Genomic DNA, 24,738 nt, shown 5'->3' with positions numbered 1-24,738 from the left:
TGCTATCGCCAACTATACCGCGATTGCTGATGTCGGATTAACCCTGATGACATATCTGCGGGAGTATCTGGTGCCGGAGCCGATCACGCAGCCGGAGTACATCGGGCTTGCGTCTCCTGCGGATAAAGGGGATTTGAACCTGAGTATTTTTCTCTATCAGATCGAGGAGAATGCGGATGCGAGACAGAGCCGGATGCATACGTCTGACCCTGCTTCTTATGCACATGCCCCTGTGACGGTCAATCTGCACTATCTAATCACGGCGCATTCCAGTTCTGATCTGTCTACCCGGATGCTGGACGAACACCGGATGCTTGGCAGGGTGATTCAGGTGCTGGGACATACCTTGACACTTCGCGGGTCGGTCTTGCAAGGCTCGCTGGGCGAGTCGCAGGAAGCACTTCGTCTCGTCACCCAGACCTTGTCGCTGGAAGCGCTCACGAAACTATGGAATTTTCCCAACGCGGGATATAAAGCTTCTATCGATGTGATGGTCGGCCCTGTCTATATTGATCCGTTGTCTGCGGGCAGGGGAACGGTCCGCGTCTTGTCCAACCAGCTGTCTGGCGGAGGTGGGGCGAGATGATGGAGATCGTGATTGGTCAGGTTACGTTGACCCATTGTTCGTTTGTCGTGCGTCTAATCGACTCGTACACGGGTGGGTCGCCTGCTGATCCGCAGTTGAGGGTGAGGCTGGTCGGATGGGATGCCAAGCCTGTACGCAAGCCGGATGGCAGCTTCGTGTTCGTCGGGCTGCCGGGGCCTGACCAGCGGGGGAGATGGCAGGTGACGGTTGAGTCTGATATCTATCTCGATGAAGTGATAGAGGTGGAGATGGATGGGTTGGAGCCGCTGAATCCGGTTGTACATCGGCTGTTGTTGCCGCGTCCCTGTTATCCGTATACGGCGGGGGCGACTATCATTCGTGCGTCTGTACGTGATGCGAGAGGCAGAGGAGTGGCAGGGATCGAGGCTCAGGCGACCATCGTCACGCCTGAATGCTACAAGGCGAGGCTGGCACAGGATACGGATGAGAATGCGCGTGAGAGGGTTGAGCTGATGCAACGGACGGGGGGCGTGGTGGTTGGCAGCCGGTTTTTGCTGGTAGGCAAAGAGGGAGAGCCTCCCCGCGAAATCTGCGAGATTGCAGAAGTGATCAGCGAGCGAAGCTACCGTCTGAAAGACCCGCTGTCTACCCCCTGGCGACGTGGGACGTGGCTGTTGCCGATCACGTGGACGAGAAGTGACGAGCGTGGGGAGCTGGCGCTTTATCTCCCGTTTACGAGACGCAAAAGCTTTCAAGTGATCATCGAGGTGGCCGCACAGGTGAAGGAGGTGGATGTGGAAGAGGGCACGATGACGGCATTGGGGAGCTTTTGCTTGTAATCTCTTAATAGAAAGGTGGGGAGCTGGGTCTCGGACGTGAAGTGTGTCAGGGGGCTCGGAAACAGATGGCAGAATACTTATCTCCTGGGGTGTATGTCGAAGAATTTGACAGTGGTGCGGTACCGCTCGAAGGGGTCAGTACCAGTACGGCGGGATTCATCGGTCTGGCTGAGCGCGGGCCGGTGGTGGGGATTCCGGAATTGGTGACTAGCTTTGCTGATTTTTCCAAGATCTATGGTTCGTATCTGTCGGAAAAAGCGTTTGGTGACTATCGGTTTCTCTCCTATGCGGTGGAGCATTTCTTCATTAACGGTGGTTCGCGTGCGTTCATCATGCGGGTCGCCCCGTCCGATGCCAAAGAGGCGGCCAATGTCACAGAGGAAACAGCGGCAACGATACCGCTGCATGTCTACGCCAAAAATCCGGGCGTCTGGGGCAACCAGCTCAAGGTGACGGTGCGTCCATCCAGCAAGGCCAAAACGCCGATTCTCGGGATCGAAGGCGCGGCGGCTGACTCCAAGCTGTATCAGGTGAAGACCTCGGCCGGTTTCCACGCGGGCGATGTGGTCGCTTTCTCTGACGGTGAAAAAGTTCAGTACAGCCGTGTCGTCCATGCACAGGACAACGTGATCGAACTGGAAACTCATCTGGAGGGCGATGACGCGGTCGTGGACAAGGAGCTTTTGCCGACCAAGCTCTTGACTACCTGCGAATTCACGGTTGATGTCGTGTTCCGCGACCAGATCGAAACCTATGAGCATGTCTCGTTCAATGCATCGGCAGCCAGTCATATTGTGAAAAAACTGGGCCGCTCCAGCCTGATCCGCGTGACGGATAACAGCACTGCTGCAGCAGGTGAGACGATCACCCATCCGTTCCAAGTGATCACAGGCAGCGAGCCGACCGAGGATGCGACCTATGCGATCGGGCTTACAGGCGGCAGTGACGGTACACAGGAAAATGTGACACCAGACATCTACATGGGCGTCAATGAAGGGCCGGGCAAACGTACCGGGATTCAATCTTTCATCGACAATGACGATGTAAGCATCATGGCGATTCCAGGTGTGACGGAGCCGAGCGTACAGCTGGCACTTGTGGCGCATTGTGAGAATCTGCGCAGCCGTTTTGCCGTGCTGGATATCCCGCGTGAAAAGACAAAGGTAGCGGATGTCATCTCCCACCGCAATATGTTCGATACACAGTATGCGGCGATGTATAATCCATGGCTGCAGGTGTTTGACCCGCTGGATAAGCGTAATATCTACATTCCACCGTCCGGCTCGATGATCGGGATCTATGCCCGCTCGGACAACACCCGTGGCGTCCACAAGGCACCGGCCAATGAAGTGGTACGCGCCTGCGTCGGACTTGATTGCCAATACAACAAAGGGGAGCAAGACCTGCTTAACCCGCGCGGTGTCAACCTGATCCGCTCTTTTACTGGTCAGGGCATCCGTGTGTGGGGCGCGCGCACGCTCTCTTCCAATGGGCTGTGGAAATACATCAACGTCCGAAGATTGTTTATTTTCCTCGAAGAATCGATCAAGCGCGGCACGAACTGGGTCGTGTTTGAGCCAAATGATGAGCGGCTGTGGGCGCGTGTCCAGCGTACGATCGATTCGTTTTTGACCCGTGTCTGGCGTGATGGAGCCTTGATGGGGGCAAGTCCGGGCGAAGCCTTTTACATCAATATCGGACGCAGCACGATGACACAGGATGATATCGACAATGGCCGGCTGATCTGCGTGATTGGGGTATCTCCGGTGAAGCCTGCTGAGTTTGTGATTTTCCGGATTACGCAGAAGACCAACGAACAGCAGTAGGGCGCAGTAGATTTAATAGTGGAAGGAGAACGATCAGATGGCAGGAGAACGTAAAGACCCGTACCGCCGCTTTCGGTACCGTGTGGAGATGGACGGCATCCAGCAGGCGGGCTTCAGTGAAGTAACTGGTTTTGACGCATCACTCGATATCGTCGAATACCGCGAAGGCAACGAGGTGATCACCCCGCGCAAGCTGCCGGGTCTCGCCAAGTACGGCAATATCACGCTCAAATGGGGCGTCACTGACTCGATGGAGCTGTGGAACTGGATTAACGACTGCATCCAGGGAAAAGTCTCCCGCAAAAGCGTCACGATCATCGCGATCAACGAGGAAGGCAGCGATGTAGCGACATGGAAGATCATCGAGGCATGGCCGACCAAGTACACGGCACCGGATTTCAGCGCGACTGCTTCCGAGACGGCGATTGAGTCGCTGGAGCTGGCACATGAAGGGATGACACGGGCGAAATAGTGTAGCTTCATGGTACGTGTGAAAAATGGCGGTGGCAGGAGGAGACGTCTGTTCGGCCTCCTGCCTCACCACAGCTGTTTTGTATTCGTAAACATGTAAAATACCAATCTGGAGGGATTTACGATGGCATTCCAAACCGAATTTACTTTTGAGCTTCCAAGAGGTTATGTAGATGAGCACGGCACCCTGCATAAGCGCGGCACGATGAGACTGGCGACCGCCGCAGACGAGATCCTGCCGATGCGTGACCAGCGTGTCCAAGCCAATCCCGGTTATCTCTCCATTATTTTGCTGGCCCGCGTGATCACAAAGCTTGGCGACCTGCGTGTGATCGACACCCGTGTGATCGAGAGCCTGTTTACCGCTGACCTGGCTTTTCTGCAAAACTTTTATCAGCAAATCAATGAATCGGACAACCCGTTTCACGCGGTTACTTGCCCAAAATGCGACCATAAATTCGAGGTGGATTTGGCTTTTCTGGGGGAGAAGGAAACGGTATAACCCGCTATCCCATTGACAAGATTTACGAGGAGGTATCGTTTGTCGCCTATTATTTTCACTGGCCCCACGACGAAATCATGTCAATGGAGCATCGGGAACGCCGTCGCTGGTGCGACCAGATCTCCAAGATCAACCGCAAGCTCAATGACGAACCGGACAACCCATTCGATGTCTTCTCCAAGAGGTGAGACCTATGTCCGCAGCCAAACGCAATAGAACGGATACGACCTTTTCCAAACGAAACACGACCCAGCTGATCGGCACGTACTGTTTTACCATCGAGTTCGACGGGATCGACCTTGGCGGCTTCAGCGAGGTGTCAGGTCTGGAAGCAGAGACCAAGACAGAAGAGTACCGCGAAGGCGGGGTCAACGGCTATGTCCACTATTTTCCAGATGTCACCAGCTACCCGCCCGTTATCCTCCGCCGTGGTATCAGCAAAGAGCGCATCCTCTGGAGCTGGTACAGCGACACCCAGCGCAGCAATCCCTCCCCGATGGATGTCTCGATCATCCTCTATGACCGTACCGGCGAGTGGGTGGCGTGCTGGGAGCTGTATGACGCCTTTCCTACCAAATGGGTCGGCCCGGAGCTGAATGCGAGCCGCAGCGAGGTGGCGATTGAGCAGCTGCAGTTGGTGCATGCGGGGTTGAAGGTGACGTTTAATCCGTATTCGAAGATATAGGGTGGGGAGTTGGGGGGCTGTTTTCGCGCCATTTTTTGCAGAAAGGAGGAGCACAGTTGCATGTACAGGTTCGGGGGATTCGCGGAGGGAGCTCGTCTCAGAATTTTGCTGAGCGGATTATAGGAAAATATGGTTCAGCCGTAGGAAACAGCTTTGGTCGGTTGTCGCTGATACACCGCGAGTATGGGAGCTGGGGAGACGGGCAATCGGTCGAGCAGTATTACATCCAGCTGCATTGGCAGATTCAGGCGCAAAAAGAGATGCTTACATCTACGGTGCGGGCTGGATATGCGGGGCTTTTGCGGTTGGAGAAGCTGTTGCTGCGGTTGGGAAGCGGAGCGGGCAGTAGGATGACCCGGCTGGTCGGGCACGGCGATGGCATTTTGGTTAGGCAAAAGCAAGAGGCAAAACAGCTGCCCGATCTTAGTGGTAGTAGGGGACGTTCAGCCTTTGAAATACGCGGGTTCAATAAGATTGAAAATACCACTTCGGTTTATGGGCTGAATCAAGTGAATTCGACAGCCATACATCAGCGGAATCTGACCCGCCTGTTCAGGGGCAACCATGTAAGCAAAGGGCCGTACAGAGACAATGGACTGGTCAAACAAGAACGAGCACAAGAAGCTCTGTATGGGCCATATTCTCGCCATAAGAGAGAGCTGTTGTTGTCCAATAACCTGTTTCCATTTTCCCTCGATGCGATCCAAAGTCAGGAACGCTGGTCTGCAGCTGGTGTGATGCCGTCAACTTTCTCCATCTTTTCTTTTACCCGATTGGTCGGGACGCACTCCCATGATGAATTCGAACCAAAAGTCATGTGGCTCAGCCAAGCCGTACATAGACGCAGCCGTGCAGGAGAAGTGGGGGAGCTCGCCAATAGCAATCAGTGGATAAGTCAGTTGCTTCGTCAGATGGTTCCCAATACAGCAACTACTTTAGCTGCTCCTACTCCAGTCATTGCTCCAACTCCTGTAGATGCTCCAACTCCAGTCATTGCGCCAACTTCTGTAAATGCTCAATCTGTTTCAAATGCTTCATCTATTTCATATTCTCCGTCCATTACCCCATCTTCTAGATTTCCGTTATGGGCTCAAAACGTACGAATATCTAAAATCTCTGTCGTATCTGAAGCCTCTGGTACATCTGCATTCTCTCGTACATCTGAATTCCCTGATACATCTGCATTTCCTGGTACATCTACAATCTCTCGTATATCCAACACCTCACGCATCTCCAAAAATCCCCTCAACTATCAAACTTCTCAATCCTCTAAACTTTCATTATTTTTTCGCGCCAGTTCCTCAGATAAAAGCGCCTCACGTGAACGATCTGGTACCTTCGCGGTAAAGAAATGGGAAGAACACGTTGTATTTTTGCTGTTGCTTGATCGGGCGAAGAGGCATTCGTTACGATCGAGGATCGTTTCAGAAGCAGGAACGGAAGCAGAAAGAATAGTAGCTCACATGTCCAGAATCGCAACAACACGAACAGCTGGAAAAATGGTGAGAGAGGTTGCAACGAATAAAGAGGAAACAACGTTTAACCAGCATACAACTACTCAAAAGCATACAACTACTCAAACGTATCTAAATGATAAAAACTATACTAGTGCTGAAAATCTTACACTTCAAATAAGCCGAATAAGCCGAACAATCAGAAGGCATGTAACAGCTGGAGCAACCCACATTTTGAGTCATTTTGCAATTAAGCAATCTTTTTTTCAAGAACGGATCTACTCCCTAGAGATGCGCCAAAATATAATCCGAAATATGATCCTGCTCGAAAATAGTCCGCTTAGGCTTAGGCATAACCTCACACCCGTGTTCAAAGAACCGATGCGGACGGGGCATGCCGATCGTCTTCTACCAGATCTTTTTCTAAATGGGAGTCGACAGACTGAGAGTAATCGTAGCGGTCTTGAAAGACGCGATAACCATGCAAGACGTGGCAATCAAGCAAGACAGGTCACTCGTGTGATTCGGTTCAGACTTATCAGGGATTTCAGCCCTATCAGATATTTGAGCCATTCCTTTCGTATAAGTGAAATAACAAATACCAATCGCCCTTTTAAAAGTGACTTGCACCACGGTTACCCATTCGTCGAAACTGCTTGGAAGCAGACTAATCTTTTTCATCCTCTACAAAATCGGAACCTTGCGGAGATAACGAACCTTGTAGGGATGGTAAACACTACACATACGAACGACACCGTAAGAATCCCGAGCCATAGGAGCGCTCCAAGTGTCATAAGCATCCTAAACCATATAAGTAATCGAAAATATGTGGGAAATCCAAAATATGTAAGTGATATAAAATATGTAAATAATCTAAAGCACGTAAGCAATCCCCAAAATATAAATATCTCATTCATCAATTTCATCAATCGTCATACAACGAGCAATCATTCGTCCGTTTATCCAGGCAAGTTGCCTATCACCAAACCATTGCATCTGCTGTACCGATTTCACCGATTATTACAACTACTGCAGCCACAACCAGTTTTTCAATCGAATCAATCGAATCAATCGAATCAATTAAATCAATCAAATCAATCGAACCCACCACAGCAATTCATCATCTCCCAAACCCTGCGAGCATTATTCCAAACCGTACAGCTTGCTACGGAATCAGGAAGTTCCGCATTCGGTTGGAGTGGTGGAGTCCCCGTCACACCTCCTGTCAATGTGATCCGATTGGCTTATCTGACACGAGATGTACTCGCCGAACGAAGTTATATGATGGACATGGAAAAGGTCTTCAAAAGCTTTTTTCAATCTGTATACCTGCCTGGTTTTAATGTGGTGGTATCAGATGAGCGGTCTTTCACACGGTTTCAAAATGGAAAGCGAAAGAACGGGAAAACCGAGAGTGCACGAAGTCCGGGAAGTACAGGGTTCCTTCATCTAAGCAAGTTCTTTACTGACAGTAACAGCGGATGGCCGATTGCTTTTGACCCCCAAATACTTTTAAGAAACAGGGCGCCCTCATCTGAGTTGAGCCAAGGCCGCTTTCACCGGCGGGACGTCCTCTCAAATACGCTGCAGTTTTACACTTCCCACATAAATAATTGGCTTTTCAACCGAGTGCAATTGGATATGTGGGATAGAAGTCGGGGAACGGTTGGGTTTTCCGGCAACATTCTTACTCCACACAACTGGAGCCTCTCAACCCTGCCGAATTCTGCGAAAACCATTTATTCATCAATAAAAATACCCGATCATCTAGAAAAACTGTATCGTCTAAAGAAGCCATACAAAGCGTGGAACCGAGAGTTCTCTCCACTTCTAAGAACTTATTCGTTGACATACCGATTGATAGACCATCTGGCTCACGCACGACGAGCAGACCTTTTCGAACAAGCGAATTCATTGCTTGCCGAGTGGAATCAATTCCGGGAACATACCCGGTTAAAAGAGAACTACGTGCTACAAACCCGAGCATCCCTGCACGAATCAATCAGACACCCATACGAGTACAACAAGCAATTACCGGTCGTCAACCAGTATTGGCAAAGCAGGCGCCCAGACCTTATTGTTTTTCTATTAAATCAAAAACACCTCACGATCAGGTCGGAGAATCCTGTATGGTTCAGACAGTCAGATAAGTTGCCAGGCTCTTTTTTTGTGAAATCATCGGGAGTGGGAGCGACCTCAGACATCGCGGAAAAACTCTTTCTCCAGCACATATTCCCCAACATGATCTTTTCTAATTACGGACGTAACGGACAATCGACCCATACTAGAACGCGATTGAACGGACTCATCCGAACGGACCGATTCATCCAAGTGAACCGATTATCCCGTACTGCGGCCGGACAATCATCCATTGCCTCTGCATTAACCAGAACAAGCCGAACAACGACGAAGAATCAGACGAATCATTTGTCGATCAGGCAATTCATCAAGCTTTTACGTAAACTGCCGTCTCAGTCGGGATATGCATTATTGCAAAAGTTAGTTACAACACTATCCATTGCACCACCCGCCATACAACTGACAGAGCATTCCCAGCCTCAACACTCATCCGTCACCAATCTAATGGAAGAGCTCAACAGGTACTTTCATACGAACCAGAGCAAAAATCCTACCCCGATCAACGCTGCCACATCGGTTTCCGTACTTCTCACCAGCCTCAGCCAACTGATCAGCAATCCACGGTCCACCGATTCAATCACGATTAACCAGATTTTAATCCGAATGATCAGCAATCAGACAGCAGGCCCTAAAAATCCCGATGCCTCCCCATTTCGTCACATGCAGCCAAGGCAGGAAGGAATGACGAGGTATACGATTCTGCATCAAGCCAATGTAAGCAACCGACTACTGTACTGGCTCAACTCGAAGTTGGTCAGGACCCATCCCCATGCAGGATTTTGGCTTGGTCAGAAACCGAATGGTACCTGGAGCAAGGAAGTAATTTGGCCCAACGAGATTCAGAGTATCATCCAGACTGTCAGAGAACGTTGGCTGGATCAGAAGCGGGCTGCCAAGCAGGCCCACAAGCAGACTCACAAGCAAATTGCCTACAAGTTAATTCAACACCATACTACGACACAGAAAAAGCGTATCGGAAGCAGCATTCAAAATAGCATTCAAAACAGTATCCAAAACCGTATCCAACACGAGAAGCAGCCTTTTACCCTTTTACTCAATCCGATCGGGCAATCCTACGTTAGATTGGTTGGGACTCAGCAAATTGTTGAGTCACTCCGAATCAAGCAAGTCCTCACTTCAGAGCTGCTTAGCAAGCTTGTTCACTCAATAAAGGGAGAATGGGTCACAAACAATTATCGGAGAAAATCCACCGACAATATTGTCGCAGCTCACTTCCTAGCGAAATTAAACGCTGGAAGAATCCCAACGCCCTTCTCAATCGACCCAATCACTACGAGAACCGTACATGCCATCCAAACATACCGCGGCAGTGTCGAACAACTTGTAACACCAACACCCACCCATCTACCAAAAGATTCTCGACAACCAGAAAAACTTCCACTCCCAAAGCATAGAATAGAAAGAAGCAAGTCCAACAATCATCCAATCCACCATCATCCACCAGCCTACGCCCAATCCACTCCCGACCTAAACCACTTCCGCCAACGCACCCACCACCCCAACTCATCTACTACACCAACCACCGCCGCACCATCCAAAGTAACCACCACACCCGCGATCATCCAAACCACACCTAACCACTCATCCACCAACCTCCCCGGAGTCGACATCAACAGGCTGGTCGATCAGGTCTACACCGAGATCAAACGCAAAATGCGCTCAGACCGTGAAAGAAGGGGGCTATAGAAAATGGGACTGGTCAAAGCCAAAATCCAAGCGTTCACCACCCCAGCCTCTGATCCCATCCCCGTCATGTTCAACCCGACCCAATACCAGATCGAGACCGCCAATCAGTACGCGTGGCACACCGTACCGGGGCTGGCTTCTCCGGTGGCCCAGTTCATCACGGGGGAGGCGGAGACGCTTAGCATGGAGCTTTTTTTCGATACGACTGCGACCCAGAGCGATGTGCGGGATCTCACCGGAACAATCACCGGCCTGCTCAAAATCAACAGTCACCTGCATGCCCCGCCGCTGGTGCAGTTTACATGGGGGAGCTTCAGCTTCAAAGGGCTGATCGAAAAAGTGAGCCAGACCTTCACGATGTTCCACGAATCCGGCAATCCCGTCCGCGCCAGGCTCAATGTCACGTTCAAAGCCTACCGCAGCATTCAGGATCAGCTGTCCGACATCTCTCCGGAGTCGGCAGACCGTACCAAGCAGCGTGTCCTGCACGAGGGCGAACAGCTGTGGATGCTCGCACATACCGAATACGAAGACACAGGTGTCTGGCGCGAGATCGCCAAAGCTAACGGGATCGACAATCCAAGACTGCTGCAGGCAGGACGCCAGCTGACTTTGCCCAGGTTGGAGTGATAGACCCATATGACCAACAGTGTGCTGTTTACCCAATCCAGCTTTACGTTTGGTGAATTGAGCAGCAAGTACAAGAACTTTTTCGCACCGGCTTTTGAAGTGTTGATCGAGAATGAAAATATGGTGAAAAAGGGGTACGCGATCTCCCAAGTGTCCGTCCGCACCGTGCTGGGCGAGGAGGCGGACACGGCTTCATTTACCGTAGACAATGCGTACGACATCCAGAACCGCACCTTTACCGGCACAGACAACTACTTCGCCCCCGGCAAAGAGCTGATCATCCGCATGGGGTATGTCGACAAGCTGGAGACCGTGTTTATCGGGATGATCAAGACCGTCCGCTATGACTATGCACAGGACGGCCCGCCGCAGATCAGTGTGGATGGGATCGACCTGTCGTTTACGATGATGAGCGGCAACCATTTTAAGCAATGGAACGAGATGCAGGACAGTGACGTCGTCTCCGATATCGCGTCCCTCTATCTGTCCGACGTGCAGACAGATGCGACCCAGACCCAAAAGGCAGAGATCAACCAGTACGACATGAGCGACTACCGCTATCTGCTCTATCTGGCGATGAAGAATAACTATGATTTTTATGTAGTGGGCAAGACGATCTATTTCAAGCAAGCCCCCAGTGATAATTCATCCACACCAACCGCTGTCACCACACTGGAATGGCAAAAGACCCTGTTGAGCTTTTCAACCGAAGTGAATCTGTCCAATCAGGTCGATCAAGTGGTGGTGCAGTGGTGGAATCCCGATACCCGCAAGCTGATCGAGGGCAAATCCACGACCGTCAAAAAGCTGGGCACCAACTCGACTACAGGCAAAGACCTGATCGGCGCACTCAACAAGCCCAACGTCAAATACGTCCAGCGAAAAGTAAAGGACCAAGACGAAGCGTCCAAATTGGCCAACGCGATCCTCAATAAAATCTCCATGGGCCTGCTGCAAGGTTCCGGCTCGTGCTTGGGCGTTCCGGAGATCCGGGCTGCGCTCTATCTTTCGTTTAACGGGCTGGGGGCATCATTCAATCAGCCGATGCGGATTACGTCGGCGACGCACAGGATCGGGCGCTCGGGATATTTGATTGATTTTGAAGTAGAGGGGAATGCGATATGAGCCGGGACGACTTCCCGATCCCTAAGGTAGAGGGCGTGCTGGTCGGGATCGTGACCAATATCCAAGACCCGGACAGCAAAGCCAGAGTGAAGCTCAACATCCCGATTTTTGGAGCAGACAGTGAAACCGACTGGGCACGGGTCGCCACGCTGATGGGCGGCAACACGATGGGCAGCCTGTTCATCCCTGATGTGGGCGACGAGGTGCTGGTTGCATTCGAGGCGGGAGATCCGGAGGCCCCGTATGTCATCGGTTCCCTCTGGAGTGACAAAAACAAGCCCCCAGCCGGCGGAGACTACGAGAATAACACAATGCGCAAAATCCGTTCGCGTTCCGGTCATGAGCTGATCTTCAACGACGATGACAACGGGGCCAAGGTGACGCTTGCCACCAGCAAGGGGCAGATCATCGATTTTGATACACAGGCCGACTCCGTGACGGTATCGAGCAAGGATAATGCCAACCAGATCGTGATCAAAGGCGGCACGGACAACTCAATCACGCTCACCTGCTCTCAGACCACGATCAAAATCAACCAGACAGGTGAAATCACTCTAAGCAGCAACAACTCCGTATCTATCAAATCCACACAGATCAATATCGAAGCTCAAGCCCAGATGAACATCAAGGCACAGGCGGCACTCAATCTGGAGGGGCAGGCTTCGCTTTCGATCAAATCAAGCGGCATGGTGCAAATCCAGGGCAGCATGGTCAAGATCAACTAACCGGAGTTTGCAGGCAGACAGGGGACAGGGGGTGACAGGCATGGGAGCCAAATTTTTAGGAGTAGGCTGGAAATTCCCTATCGAGGTAGACGAGACCACGGGGCGGATCCGGATGTCGGAATACGAAGAGGATATCGAGGAAGCGATCCGGCTGATCTTGTGGACGGGAAAAGGGGAGCGGGTGATGCGCCCGGATTTTGGCTGCGGGGTACAGCAGTTTCTCTTCGGCGGGACCGATGCGCAGAGCTTGTACGAGATGCAGCAGGCGATCGAGCAGGCCATCGCCAAGTGGGAGCCCCGCGTGTACGAGGTGGAGGTCACCGCAGCCAACGCCTCGGATGAATCGGGCAAAGTCCTCATCTCCGTCCGTTACCGCATCCGCAAGACCAACAACCTGTTTAACAAGGTATATCCTTTCTATATTAATGAAGGGACGCGTGTGCAGTCATGAGGACATCCCAACCACCTATTCCTGCTGCTCCCCCAATCGTCGATACCCGCGACAAACAAGCACTCCTCCAGCAAATGAAGGAAATGGCCCCGTTCTACACGCCGGAATGGAAATTCTCGCCGGATGATCCTGACGCGGGGACGGCCTTGTTCCTGCTGTTTGCCGAGATGTTTCTGGGCAATATCGGAAGGATCAACCGTGTGCCGGATAAAAATTTTCTCGCCTTCCTGAATCTGTTAGACCCCAAGCCCCACACCGCCAAGCCTGCCCGCGCCTATGTCACGTTCAAGCTGAGTGAAGGAGCCAAGGAACCCGTCTTCGTCGCAAAAGGGACACGCCTGATGGCCGAAGCAACGGACGGTGGAGGCCCGATCCTGTTCGAGACGGAAAAGCCTCTGCTGATCACCCCGGCGACGATTTTGAGCGCTTTTTTTGCCAGTGCTGCGCAGGATTGTATTGTGCCTGTCAGCGGGTTTCCCTATGACAAGCCGGGTCATATCCCCCAACTGCCGAGCGAGATTTTGAACCGAACCCGTGGAGTATTCTCCCCATTTAGTCCGACACAGGGGGAGAACTTACAAGCGCATGTCTTATACCTCGCGCACGACGACCTTTTGCTCCTTCGCCATCCGTCACAAGTGGAGTTGTCTCTCACCAACTCGCTGGAGCGGTACAAAGAGCCTTTTCTGCGGGAGACGCTCGCTTCCTCTGAGCTGGTCGAGTGGTCGTATTCGGTGGAGGGTGGCTGGCAGGCGTTCGACGAGGTGGTACTTGCAGGAGAGCTTCTTTTGTTGAAAAAGACGACCGCCTCCTCAGCTGCCAACATCTCCCCAGCCGAGGTCAACGGTGTCCGTGCCCGCTGGATACGCTGCCGGGTGCGTCCTGATAGTGCTGCAGTCTTTCCGTGGCAAAGCAATCAGCTGGTCTTCAGTGGGGCGAGGCTCGCAAGCAGGTTTCTTGATCCGGACGGTGTTGGCGGATTTGCACCAGATCGCCTGTTTTCCAATGATATCGAGCAGAAAGCGGAGGATTTTGACCCGTTTGGCGAGATGTTTGCGCCGTACGGTTTGTTTTATATCGCAAGCGAGGAAGCCTTCCGCAAAAAAGGGGCGGTGATCACTCTCACGCTCGACGTCGAGCTGATTCCACGGAGGTGGCGCCCTGAGCAGGAAGTGCCGATCGACTGGAAGCTGGTGATGAAAAAGACGGAACTGGCGAAAAAGCCGGAGCCGCTGCTCGTCCACATCACACAGGTGGTATGGGAATATTGGAACGGACGCGGCTGGGTGCGGTTGTATAGTGAGAGTGAATACGAGGGGATGTTTGCCGAGGGTGGACAAAAGCAGCTGGTGTTCCGCTGTCCGTCCGATCTGGAGCCGGTCGAGGTGAACGCGCAGCATACCTGTTGGATACGCGCACGGATTGTCAATGTGAGCAGTCTGCATGGGCCGGAGCCTATTTTTCAGTCGCCGCGCGTGAAGCGGGTGCTGGTGAATTATCGGTATGGCGTAGGAGTGGAGGATGGGGGTGCGGAAACAACCGATGGGATGCAGGTGCCCCAACGTGCTTTTACATATAACAACGCCGAATGGATCGACCGCACCACCGACTTGTACAACCGTTCCCCCGCATTTTCCCCATTCACCACGCTGGATCATCCACAGCCCGCCTTCTACCTCGGCTTCGACACATTACCTGCCCGCGGCCCGATCACCCTGTTTTTTTCCATCCAAGCGCAAGCCTACTCCGCTGGTCAGATCCCGCAGATCGAGTGGCAGTACCTGCGGGATGTGAACGGCAAGCACCTCTGGACGACCTGCAAAACCGCCGACGAGACCAATGGCTTGACCCAGAGCGGCACGATCCAATTCGCTGTGCCGGATGACTGTGTGCAGACGGTGCAGTTCGGTCAGAGCCGCTTTTGGATTCGCGCGCTCAACACCGACGGTAAGCTGGATCAGGCGGATCAACCACTGCCCATCGTCCAAGGCATGCACCTCAACACCGTGCGAGTGATCCAGCAGGAGAGCGTCACCAACGAGCACCCAGTCAAGCGCAGTATCAGCCATGACGGACACAGCGGTTCCACCCATCACAGCGACGGTGGTTACGGCGATACAGGCACAGAATACGTGTTGAGCAAAACGCCAGTGCTCTATGAAGAGGTCTGGGTGGATGAGACCGCACAGATCGACGAGGAGGTGCTGCGCAAGCTTGCGTCAGATGATCCCGAACAGGTAAAAGTCTTCCGTAACTCGGAGCAAAAACTGCTGAAGGCATGGGTAAAATGGCGCCCTGTCGAGTCTTTGTCCCAGTCACAGCCGAACGACCGTCACTACACGATCAACCGCTCCTATGGCACGATCCGCTTTGGAGACGGCAAGCATGGTAAGCTCCCACAATTGACCAGCAGTGAAAAAGTACAAGTCTCCTACAAAACAGGCGGGGGCAGCCGGGGCAATGTGGAGGCCCATCAGATCAACAAGCTGTACAACTCGATCGCGTTTGTCCATGAAGTGACCAACCACGAGCCATCCGGCGGTGGAAGTGAGGCGGAACCGATGGAGTCCGTGATCTGGCGCGGGCCGCAGATGATCCGCACCCGCAATCGTGCAGTGACTGCCGAAGACTACGAATACTTAGCCCGAGAAGCCTACCCCGATCTGGCAAAAGTCAAGTGCCTGCCCAACCTCAACGCGAAGATGCTCCCCGAGCAGGGACGGATCACACTGGTTGCTCTGCCGCGCGGAGGGGCTGCATCGCTTGCCTTTTTCCCGGAGATTCGCCGGGAACTCATGCGCTTCCTATCGGCGCGGTCAGCCAATCTGGTGGGATATTCCGGCGGGGTGCAGGTGGTGTTGCCCGCTTTTATCGAGGTGTCGGTGACGGCTACGGTCGCTGTGCGCAATCTGGATGAGGCTTACCAGGTGGAGCTGGAGGCGACACAGCGGATCAACCGTTTTCTCGATCCATTCCATGGAGACCACGGCGGACAAGGCTGGGAAATTGGCAAAACGGTACATCCGTCCGCTTTTTACGCCCTGCTCAACCCGATAGATGCGGTGAGCCATGTGGAGAAGATCGGACTGCAGGTGTGCAGAATCGAAGACGGACAGCGCAGCGAGATCACCTTGGAAGAATGGGAACGCCTCCCGCATGGCGTGATCACAAGCGGTACGCATCAGGTGAAGGTAGTGGTCTTATAAAAGGGGCTGGTCTCTAACAAGCATTGAATCCGATAAGACGCGGAGGGGAGGTGTCAAGATGTTACCATTACCCAACTTAGATGACAGAAGGTTCGAGCAGCTGGTCCAAGAAGCCCAGAAAGCCATCCCGCATGTCTTCCCCCAGTGGACAGATGAAAATGATCACGATCCGGGGATCACGATGCTGGAGATGCTGGCGTGGCTGGTGGAGATGCAGCAGTACTACCTCAACCGCGTGACAGCGAAAAACGAGCGAAAATTCCTCAAGCTTCTCGGGATGCGTCCCCATGAGGCGGGTGTGGCGCGGACGGATGTGGTGTTTGAATCCGAGGAACCTATTTTTCTCCCGAAAGGTCTACAGCTTCGCGCCCGCGACCTCATCTTCGAGACGACGGACTCCCTGCTCCTGTTGCCGCACCGCATCGAAAAGGTTCTCGTCAGACAAGACACGGAGTCCTATGATGTCACCCCGTCGAACATCCATGCGGGAATCGCCTACCACGCTTTTGGCAAAGAAGCGAAGCGGGGGAATCAGCTCTACATCGGCTTGGACAGACCGTTGCCGGAGATGGTGGAGATTACCCTGACGATCGATCTGTATGAGCAGTATCCGGTTGCCTGCTTGGATGACAGTTCCGACTTCGCTTTTGTCCCATCTGCCGTACTGCTCTGGGAGTATTACAGCGAATCGGACGGCTGGCAGGAGCTTCGGATCGTGCGGGATGAAACCGTACATTTTTCGCAGAGTGGCAGGCTCAGGCTGGTCATCCCCGAACCGATGGGCGCGCTCACGATCCATCCGGCCAACGAGAAAAAACGTTACTGGCTGAGATGCACGGTCGAGTCAGGCGAGTATGAGCTGGCTCCCAAAATCGAGCAGATCAGCCTGCACATGATGTCCGTGGAGAACGCCGAGACACTAAGTCACGCCCAGACCTTCCGCAGCACGGGAGAGCCGGATCAGATCGTGGAAGTGAACGATTATCTCAGCCTGTACGGATGGATCGAGGTGCAGGTGAGTGATTCGCAAGGGTTCTGGCATACGTGGACGGAAGTGGAGAGCTGGACGGGATGCGGAGCGGATGAGGAGGTCTATCGGATTTTGCCTGATGTGCAGATGGATCAGGCCGATGGGGCGATTCGGACGCGAAAAAAAATCATCCAGTTTGGCGATGGAATGCATGGCAAAATTCCCCGTTCGGGCGCAGAGGTTATCCGAGTCATCTCGTACCAGCCGGATGTACCGCGTCAGATCGGGCGAAGCAACGGGCTTCCAGGACAGACCTTTCGTTTTCCGGAGGCTTCGGTGCTGACTGGACCTCTCATCATACAGGTGGGACATGAGCGGCGCGATGATACAGGCAGGCGGCTTGTCTGGGAGGATTGGCAGGAGGTGGATGATTTTGACCATTCCAGACCGAATGATCGGCATTTGGTGGTCGATCGGGAGGAGGAAGTGATCCGCTTCGGGGACAATGTGCACGGTGAGATCCCTTATGCGATGACCGAAGAGGTAGATAACATCCGAATCCTGCAGGCACGGATCGGCGGGGGCGAGCGGGGGAATGTGAAGCCGGGGCTGATCACGCAGGTAGCCCACAAGCACCCTGACTTCAACGGGATTACCCTGACCAACCCGGCTTTTGCCATGGGGGGCTCTGAGCGGGAGACGCTTGCGAGTGCCAAGCAACGCATCCAGCACGAGTGGCAGCAGGCCGACCGAGCCGTGACCAGTGAAGACTACGAGCGAATCGTCCAAGCGATCCCCGGTATCCGCGTCGCCCGTGTCAAAGCATTGCCTCTCTACAAGCCGGGGATGAAGGACTATCCCCGACGCCAAGCACCTGCCCAGCTTACCATCGTGGTCGTGCCTTACAGCGAAGCGATCCGACCGACACCCAGCGCGGGTATGCTGGAGACGGTACGCAGGCACTTGGAGCAGCACCGATTGCTCACCACCGAAGTACATGTCATCGCACCTGAATATATCAAAGTAACCGTCCACGCTACAGTCATCTCCGATCCCAAATGGTGTGACCATCCGCGTCCGATTTTGTCTGCCTTGCTCGATTTGCTGACACCGCTGCACACGACAGAGGGTGGCGGGGTGACTGGCTGGGATTTTGGCGAGATGGTCTATAAAGGTGATCTCTATGAAGCGATCAGCCGTGTACCCGGTGTCTTGCATGTGCAGGACCTGTGGCTGGACGCGACAGGTGCGGGGGCGCATAAGGAAGCGAGCGGCAACATCGCGATCCCGCCGCACGGGCTGATTTACTCCGGGGAGCATGTGATCGAGGTGATTCATTCCCCCAACAAAGAGAGGTGACGACACGATGAACGGCACATTCCGCTTTTTCGCCTGGAACAACCATGCCGACTGGGCCAAGGGGCAGACCGCCAATCTGGAGATGACCCCCGAGGGACTGACAGTCGGGCGCACACCCAAATACGTGCTCAAACGCACCATCTCCTTTGACCCCCACCTCGAAATGGCAGCCATCCGCGATATCGCGATGGGGGAGCAGAAGACCCTCTATCTCTTGGATGCCGCCGCCAAGCTGTGGGTCTACCACTATGACATCGAGGACAGGGTGCTGCTGCAGGATCAAGGCCACGGACTTTTTGGCCCCCAAGCCCTGATCGCGTATGCGGCGCATTCGCTGTGTGTCGCTGACCGTGGCGTCACCGCTTACTCGATCACCAATGCGCAAGCCGTCTGGCAATTGGACGAATGGCGGGGGATTTCGATTCATCCGCTTGCCGTGACAGCCGCACATGGATTGCTTTATGTCCTCATTCCAACACAGGTCACACAGGACAGCGGAGGAAGGCTGAAGGTTCCGGCCGACACGGATCTGGTCTGCCTGATCATCCAACCGTCGAGCGGTGCGATCATCGGGGACTTCTCACCCCAGCCGCTGACCACGACCGGAGTAGGTGATCTGCTTCGGATGCGGGACGATTTTTGCCTGGCGGTTTCGGCGGGGAACCACACGAGTGATGCCACGGACACGGATGATTACCAGATCAACCTCCTCTGCACCCACACCGGACGGTTTCTGCGCTATACCCAGAGCGGAAGACTCATCCACTACAGCACCTTGTTATCCCCACAAAAAGCATCCAGCTTCGCCATCGACGCAAGCAACCGACTGTACGTCTCAGACGGACGTTACGCACCGGGCGAGAAGGAAGACGATCGGTTCATCCAATGCATCGGGGAGACAATCGATTCACACACTCCCTTGCCCGGCTTTCGCGGTGCTGCACGCAAGCTCCTGATCGATTCCGCAGACCGTCTGTTCGTCCTCCACCGCAAAAAAGAACTGGCCGTCCTCGAGCCAGAGCTGCGCACACAGACGATGGAGGGCAGCGGTCTTGCGGAAGGTATGTTTCTCGCCACATCGGTGGACAGCACAGAGACCGAGATGCGCTGGCACAAGCTGATCCTCGACGCTGACATCCCCAAGGAGACGCAGATTCAAGTCTCCGTATACTACGCCGACCACAAGCGTGTGATGATCGGGGAGCGATATGTCGACCTCGACGCCTATATCATGGACGAGACGATTTCCCTGCATGAAAAATGGCGCAACCTCCGTCCGCTCTACTCTAAGCCCATCATCAGCCCCAAGGACGCGCTTTTCCTCGATGCAAAAGGCCGCTACAACGCGCGCGGTCGGTATCTGTGGCTGTTCATCCATCTGGTGGCAAGCGAGCAGACGGCCCCGGTCTTGCGCAGTGCCCGCGTTTTTTTTCCGGGGATGTCACTTCTGTCCTTTCTGCCGGGGATTTATCAGGAGGAGGAGCGAAGCCGGGACTTTTTGGAGCGGTTTCTGTCGCTGTTTGGGACGTTTCTAGATGGGATGGAGGGGCAGATTGACCAGATATCGCGCTTGTTTGACGTAGATGTGACCACGGGCGGTCATCTCAGATGGCTCGGCACATGGCTGGGCATCTCGGTGGACGATACGTGGAGTGATACCCAAGTCCGTGAATTGCTCAAGGAAGCGCCCACTCTCTACCGAAAGCGGGGGACCAAGCAGGCACTGGAGCGGATTCTGCAGATATACACTGGGAAGCGTCCGTGGATTCTGGAGCATTTTCAATTGCGGTCGTTACGCGAGCATCCAGCGTACAGGCGGCTGGCCGACGAGCTGTTTGGGGAGGCACCGTATACCTTTTGCGTGATCCTGCCATCCTCAGCGATCCCCTCAGACAAAATCCGCCTGACCGTGGAGCAGATCATCGGAGAGCAGAAGCCTGCTTTTACCGAGGCCAAGCTAGTCATCATGGAACCGTGGATGTATCTGGATTCGCACAGCTATCTCGGGGTGAATTCCTATGTGTCCGAGCCGACCGCGCTGACCATAGACGAGCGCACCGCGATGCCGAATCACACCGTCCTCATCGATGTCGGGCTGGATCACCGCTTGGGTCTTCACACCCGGCTGGAGTTCGACTCCAAGCTGGAATAACAGATCAAGACGCAGGAAAAAGGGGATGATCGGATGAAGAATGCACGAACCTATCCGTTTGAGCGCAATCATTATTTTTACGGCAAGCTGCTGACCGTGCGCGACTTCGAGACCGAGCAAAAATATGTCAATGACAAACGTAGGCTGATCAATCGGCTCCTGTACGGCAGCGGCGTGGTGGCAGGCCTTGCGGTGATCAAGGTGGATGACAAATCCGTCTCCATCGAAATGGGCGTCGCCCTCGACAGCATGGGACGCGAAATCGTTGTCCCCTCACCGCGGACGGTCAAGCTGTCCACCCTGGAGGGATTCTCCAACAACGAATATGACAAAAACGTCTATCTCTGCATCGCCTATGACGAGACCGAAAAAGAACCGGTTCACTCCGTCGCCGTCACCGCCGTCCGCCAAGACGAGGTAAAGGAGTACAACCGCATCGGGGAGAGCTATCGGCTATTCGTCCGCGAAGAAGCACCCGCCCCTGAGACCTTCCCGCTCACCCATCTGGTAGAGGACACCTGCCTGCTCTATCAGGACAACCGTGTCCGCATCACGCAAAAAGCACCCCGTTATGTAAATCCCGGCGAGCTGTTCGATGTGACACTGGTGATCGAGAAGACCGTGGATACCCCCAAAATCAAGCTGGATTTCGAAGCCGAATCCGACCTGTTCCAGACCGAGGATGGCAAAAAGACCAAGCCCGTTGCCTACACCGAGCCTTATTATATAGAAGAAACCCATTACGAAATCCGCTACCAGCTACAAGCACCTGACGTAACCGATACCAAAGGCACGATCTCCATCCGGGAAGGAAGCGTCCAGCTGATCATCGGTGACAAGCAGGCCGATTTCCTCGCTGATGCCGAGCTGACCGTGCAGGTGATCAACGGCTCGGTGCAGGAGCGGCTGATCCGCGACTATTTTGACCGTTCGCTGGATGCCTCACTCGAGGCTACCCCTGACGCCTGCATCCACTTAGCCAAGATCAGCCTGTCCAAAATCGGCAGCAACACCTTCCGCATCCACGCTGTTGAGCCTGTCCCGTTTGACGAGTATGTACATCCTTATTCCCTTTTGCATCGACTTGGCAGTATAGGGACGAACGGACAATCCGGCCACGCCATCATGCCTGCGTTTGCCGCGAAATCGACGACCAAATTCCACGAGACCAGCCAGCCGCCACAGCTGCAGGTGGAGTTCAATCAGACCAAACAAGAGTTTGACTTCCAACTGAGCGTCCCACGCGCCAACTCCCACGCGCCCCAGATTGCTACAGGTGTCATCTCGATTGATTTGGAGCCGGGTCATAAGTCTGGAGTGAACTTTTTCAATAAATGGAGCAAAAGCTTCTTCTCCGACGAAATCTCCCATGGGTTAGGCGAGGGGCGGCTGCTGATCACCACAGGCGTGATTGATATCCGCACCCATGCGATGGTCGACATGCGCAACAGCGGGGAACGGATTTACTTTGGCGATCATGGCGTGTTCGACGAGTTTGATTCGGAGACGGAGATCCCGACTGTGCCGGAGCTGTCGGTAGGGACCGTGCTTTTTCCGAAAAAGGGGGCGTTTCGGATCGGCGTGAAGGCCCAGCAGCTGGAACAGCCGGTGACGCTGCTAATTCAGTGGTGGGCGGTGAAGCAAAGCGCAGAGTATGGGTGGGGGTAAGCTGGTTTCGAACAAGGAGCAAGGAATATACGAAAAATCCTGTATCACGTCAGAGTGAAACAGGATTTTTTGTGTTGAACGTATTACCTGTGGATTCAAAGCCATGCCTCTTTTAAAAGCCTGACACCAAGCTCTATTTCCTCACAAGAAAGATGACTAAATCCAAGTTTAATGATTGGGGTATCGGTCTTATTGTTAATAAAGTAGGGGGAGGTCGGATACACTTTTACACCATAAGAAGAAGCGCGTTGGATAAGCCATTCTTCTGAGTGGTTCAGGTGCACTTTGATTAATAAGTACAAACCAGACTGCTCGCCGATCATAGAAATAGTGTGGCCAAATTGCTTTTTACATTCAGAAACCAGGTGCAGCATTTTTCTCTTATAAACGAGACGCATTCGTTTCACGTGGCGATTCCATTCTCCTGATTCCATAAAGGTTGCCATGGTGAGTTGGCTCAAAAGCGAAGTGGAGCTCTCAAAATGAGCAAATTGCGTTTGATAACGATGTAAAATGGCCTCTGGCAGCACCATATAAGATAAACGGATCCCCGGAAGAAATGATTTGGAGAAATTCCCTACATAAATGACCCTTGCTGAATCTATGGAGGCGAGAGCAGGAAATGGTTTTTGTGTATAACGAAATTCACTATCATAATCGTCTTCGATAATATATCCACGCATCTTGTTAACCCAATGAATAAGCATTTGCCGTTGCTGAATCGACATGCTTACCCCAATTGGACTTTGATGAGAAGGGGTTACATAGATTAATCGTGATTTCATTTGTTCTAATTGGGAAAGATCAACACCTGTTTCATCAACCGGCAACGTTTCAAACCGAAAATGATGGAACTGAAAAGCTTCTCTGGCACCGTTGTAACCAGGGTCTTCCACGATCATACTCTGGAACTCATCCTTTAGGATATGCCCAAGGTATACAAGCATTTGTTGGGTACTGCTTCCGATGATAATAGCATTTGCATCTGTTTTCACTCCGCGTGATTGGAATAAATAGGTGGAGATTTGTTCGCGCAGGCATGCTTCCCCAAATGGTTCTCCATATCGAAAGCTATCCGGTAAGGTTAATACTTGATTCGCCATTCTCCTCCACATTTTCAGCGGGAAATGTGTTTGATCAACGGCATCTGCTCTGAAATGAACGACTGGAGGTTTCTGTGACTCTGTTTGCTTGTTATGAGGAGAGAGGAATGCCTCCTGAGATAGTAGGGGCTCAACCTCATTTACAAAATAACCTTTGCGGCCCTCTCCACGAATATATCCTTCAGCAACAAGCTGTTCATAGGCCATTAACGCTGTATTACGGCTTACCTGTAAGGAATCTCCAAGTTGACGGATGGAGGGCAATTTTTCATTCGCCAGTATGTCGCCTTGCTCAATAAATGATTTAAATCTCTCGTAGATTTGTTTGTATTTAGGAGAGTGATCATGGAAGGTAAAAATGGTAGTTTTCATTTGGAATCCCTCTGACATGTGTATTTGTTCAGTATTGTACCTTTTTTAATGTCAGTTTGAATTGTATCATACGTGTAAAGGATTTCTGTTACATGCCAAAAAAAGGATTGGAGAGATTTTACATGTATATTCCAGAGCATTTTACGATGAAAGAAGCTACCGCTGCCTACGATGTCATCCAGGAGAACAGTTTTGCAACCTTGTTTTCCATTCATAATGGAGTGCCCTTCGCTACCCATTTACCTCTGACGTTGAATAAGGAGAAAACCTGTTTGTACGGTCATTTTGCCCGTCCGAACCCGCAGTGGAAGGATATTCAAAATCAGACAGTCTTAGCAGTTTTTCATGGTCCTCATTGTTATATCTCTCCCTCTTGGTATGAGACCAATAAAGCAGTACCGACGTGGAATTATGTGGCCGTTCATGTATACGGAGAAGTTGAGCTAATCGAAGATGAACACGAGTTGATGAGTTCCTTGAATGATATGGTATTGAAATATGAGGCTCCTGACAGTTCTTACCGATTGCAGGATGTAGATGCTGCATTTCTCGCGGGTATGAACAAAGGCGTTCAAGGATTCAAAATAAAAATCAATCGGATCGAAGGAAAAGCAAAGGTAAGTCAAAACCATTCCTTACACAGACAAGAGCTCGTAATAAAACAGTTGGAACAGATTTCATTGACCAACGAGCAGCAGATGGCCTCCTTGATGAAAGCAAACCTTAACAATAAGGGGTAACCCTGCTTTCACCAATCAAGGAGGAGCGCAATACCATCATGGGCAAACATACAACAAGGAGTTGCAT

At 52.7% G+C, this 24,738-nt stretch carries 18 protein-coding genes; 17 read left to right on the top strand and 1 reads right to left on the bottom strand.

Annotated features, from left to right (window positions below; genetic code table 11):
- Positions 1-4: 4 nt before the first annotated feature.
- From FGI41_RS00690 to FGI41_RS00615, 16 genes are all read left to right on the top strand, one after another.
- On the top strand, positions 5-586 hold the full coding sequence (locus FGI41_RS00690) for a Pvc16 family protein (protein ID WP_368656546.1): 582 nt from the start codon (positions 5-7) through the stop codon (positions 584-586).
- Positions 583-1,386, top strand: a complete 804-nt coding sequence (locus FGI41_RS00685; protein WP_139487987.1) for a hypothetical protein — start codon at positions 583-585, stop codon at positions 1,384-1,386. The genes FGI41_RS00690 and FGI41_RS00685 overlap by 4 nt, the downstream gene beginning before the upstream one ends.
- Positions 1,387-1,451: 65 nt before the next feature.
- Entirely contained in the window at positions 1,452-3,212 is a 1,761-nt protein-coding gene (locus FGI41_RS00680; protein WP_139487986.1) for a phage tail sheath subtilisin-like domain-containing protein, read from the top strand.
- 37 nt (positions 3,213-3,249) lie between these two features.
- The gene (locus tag FGI41_RS00675) at positions 3,250-3,684 is read left to right on the top strand and encodes a phage tail protein (protein WP_139487985.1); all 435 of its coding nucleotides are present in this window, start codon (positions 3,250-3,252) and stop codon (positions 3,682-3,684) included.
- A gap of 123 nt (positions 3,685-3,807) precedes the next feature.
- Positions 3,808-4,185 carry a phage tail assembly protein gene (locus tag FGI41_RS00670; RefSeq protein ID WP_139487984.1) on the top strand — a complete coding sequence of 126 codons (378 nt, stop codon included), beginning with the start codon at positions 3,808-3,810 and terminating at the stop codon, positions 4,183-4,185.
- Complete coding sequence (locus tag FGI41_RS25655; RefSeq protein WP_368656545.1) at positions 4,140-4,373, top strand: DUF6760 family protein; 234 nt, start codon at positions 4,140-4,142, stop codon at positions 4,371-4,373. Before FGI41_RS00670 ends, FGI41_RS25655 begins: the two co-directional genes overlap by 46 nt.
- A 5-nt stretch (positions 4,374-4,378) precedes the next feature.
- Positions 4,379-4,870, top strand: a complete 492-nt coding sequence (locus FGI41_RS00660; RefSeq protein ID WP_139487982.1) for a phage tail protein — start codon at positions 4,379-4,381, stop codon at positions 4,868-4,870.
- Positions 4,871-4,926: 56 nt separating this feature from the next.
- Entirely contained in the window at positions 4,927-10,170 is a 5,244-nt protein-coding gene (locus FGI41_RS00655) for a hypothetical protein (RefSeq protein ID WP_139487981.1), read from the top strand.
- Between the two features lie 3 nt (positions 10,171-10,173).
- Positions 10,174-10,800, top strand: a complete 627-nt coding sequence (locus tag FGI41_RS00650; protein WP_139487980.1) for a CIS tube protein — start codon at positions 10,174-10,176, stop codon at positions 10,798-10,800.
- A 9-nt stretch (positions 10,801-10,809) separates the two neighbouring features.
- The gene (locus FGI41_RS00645; protein WP_139487979.1) at positions 10,810-11,925 is read left to right on the top strand and encodes a phage late control D family protein; all 1,116 of its coding nucleotides are present in this window, start codon (positions 10,810-10,812) and stop codon (positions 11,923-11,925) included.
- Entirely contained in the window at positions 11,922-12,650 is a 729-nt protein-coding gene (locus FGI41_RS00640) for a phage baseplate assembly protein V (protein WP_139487978.1), read from the top strand. The genes FGI41_RS00645 and FGI41_RS00640 overlap by 4 nt, the downstream gene beginning before the upstream one ends.
- Positions 12,651-12,690: 40 nt before the next feature.
- A complete protein-coding gene (locus tag FGI41_RS00635; protein ID WP_139487977.1) occupies positions 12,691-13,101 on the top strand; it encodes a GPW/gp25 family protein in 411 nt (136 codons plus the stop codon).
- Positions 13,098-16,307 carry a baseplate J/gp47 family protein gene (locus FGI41_RS00630; protein ID WP_139487976.1) on the top strand — a complete coding sequence of 1,070 codons (3,210 nt, stop codon included), beginning with the start codon at positions 13,098-13,100 and terminating at the stop codon, positions 16,305-16,307. Before FGI41_RS00635 ends, FGI41_RS00630 begins: the two co-directional genes overlap by 4 nt.
- A 58-nt stretch (positions 16,308-16,365) precedes the next feature.
- Positions 16,366-18,636: a putative baseplate assembly protein gene (locus tag FGI41_RS00625; protein WP_139487975.1), complete on the top strand. Its 2,271-nt coding sequence runs from the start codon at positions 16,366-16,368 to the stop codon at positions 18,634-18,636.
- A gap of 7 nt (positions 18,637-18,643) precedes the next feature.
- The gene (locus tag FGI41_RS00620; RefSeq protein ID WP_139487974.1) at positions 18,644-20,788 is read left to right on the top strand and encodes a phage tail protein; all 2,145 of its coding nucleotides are present in this window, start codon (positions 18,644-18,646) and stop codon (positions 20,786-20,788) included.
- A 33-nt stretch (positions 20,789-20,821) separates the two neighbouring features.
- Positions 20,822-22,456, top strand: coding sequence for a hypothetical protein (locus tag FGI41_RS00615; RefSeq protein ID WP_139487973.1), 1,635 nt, complete (start codon positions 20,822-20,824; stop codon positions 22,454-22,456).
- A gap of 95 nt (positions 22,457-22,551) precedes the next feature.
- Here the strand turns inward: FGI41_RS00615 and pdxR are convergent, their stop codons facing one another.
- The gene (pdxR, locus tag FGI41_RS00610) at positions 22,552-23,931 is read right to left on the bottom strand and encodes a MocR-like pyridoxine biosynthesis transcription factor PdxR (protein ID WP_139487972.1); all 1,380 of its coding nucleotides are present in this window, start codon (positions 23,929-23,931) and stop codon (positions 22,552-22,554) included.
- Positions 23,932-24,053: 122 nt separating this feature from the next.
- Between pdxR and FGI41_RS00605 the strand changes: the two genes are divergently transcribed.
- Positions 24,054-24,671 carry an FMN-binding negative transcriptional regulator gene (locus FGI41_RS00605; RefSeq protein WP_139488321.1) on the top strand — a complete coding sequence of 206 codons (618 nt, stop codon included), beginning with the start codon at positions 24,054-24,056 and terminating at the stop codon, positions 24,669-24,671.
- Positions 24,672-24,738 lie beyond the last annotated feature (67 nt).

The sequence above is a fragment of the Brevibacillus dissolubilis genome, from assembly GCF_006170445.1.
In the GTDB taxonomy this organism is placed as follows: Bacteria; Bacillota; Bacilli; order Brevibacillales; family Brevibacillaceae; genus Brevibacillus_B; species Brevibacillus_B dissolubilis.
The sequence above is the reverse complement of the archived record's forward strand: the minus strand, read 5'-3'. Positions and strand labels throughout refer to the sequence as shown.

Coding starts and splice junctions, on each gene's coding strand:
- FGI41_RS00650 (WP_139487980.1), top strand. CDS start 10,174: ATGGGACTGGTCAAAGCCAAAATCCAAGCGTTCACCACCCCAGCCTCT.
- FGI41_RS00620 (WP_139487974.1), top strand. CDS start 18,644: ATGAACGGCACATTCCGCTTTTTCGCCTGGAACAACCATGCCGACTGG.
- FGI41_RS00640 (WP_139487978.1), top strand. CDS start 11,922: ATGAGCCGGGACGACTTCCCGATCCCTAAGGTAGAGGGCGTGCTGGTC.
- FGI41_RS00660 (WP_139487982.1), top strand. CDS start 4,379: ATGTCCGCAGCCAAACGCAATAGAACGGATACGACCTTTTCCAAACGA.
- FGI41_RS00675 (WP_139487985.1), top strand. CDS start 3,250: ATGGCAGGAGAACGTAAAGACCCGTACCGCCGCTTTCGGTACCGTGTG.
- FGI41_RS00645 (WP_139487979.1), top strand. CDS start 10,810: ATGACCAACAGTGTGCTGTTTACCCAATCCAGCTTTACGTTTGGTGAA.
- pdxR (WP_139487972.1), bottom strand. CDS start 23,931: ATGAAAACTACCATTTTTACCTTCCATGATCACTCTCCTAAATACAAA.
- FGI41_RS00630 (WP_139487976.1), top strand. CDS start 13,098: ATGAGGACATCCCAACCACCTATTCCTGCTGCTCCCCCAATCGTCGAT.
- FGI41_RS00670 (WP_139487984.1), top strand. CDS start 3,808: ATGGCATTCCAAACCGAATTTACTTTTGAGCTTCCAAGAGGTTATGTA.
- FGI41_RS00625 (WP_139487975.1), top strand. CDS start 16,366: ATGTTACCATTACCCAACTTAGATGACAGAAGGTTCGAGCAGCTGGTC.
- FGI41_RS00615 (WP_139487973.1), top strand. CDS start 20,822: ATGAAGAATGCACGAACCTATCCGTTTGAGCGCAATCATTATTTTTAC.
- FGI41_RS00680 (WP_139487986.1), top strand. CDS start 1,452: ATGGCAGAATACTTATCTCCTGGGGTGTATGTCGAAGAATTTGACAGT.
- FGI41_RS00605 (WP_139488321.1), top strand. CDS start 24,054: ATGTATATTCCAGAGCATTTTACGATGAAAGAAGCTACCGCTGCCTAC.
- FGI41_RS00685 (WP_139487987.1), top strand. CDS start 583: ATGATGGAGATCGTGATTGGTCAGGTTACGTTGACCCATTGTTCGTTT.
- FGI41_RS00635 (WP_139487977.1), top strand. CDS start 12,691: ATGGGAGCCAAATTTTTAGGAGTAGGCTGGAAATTCCCTATCGAGGTA.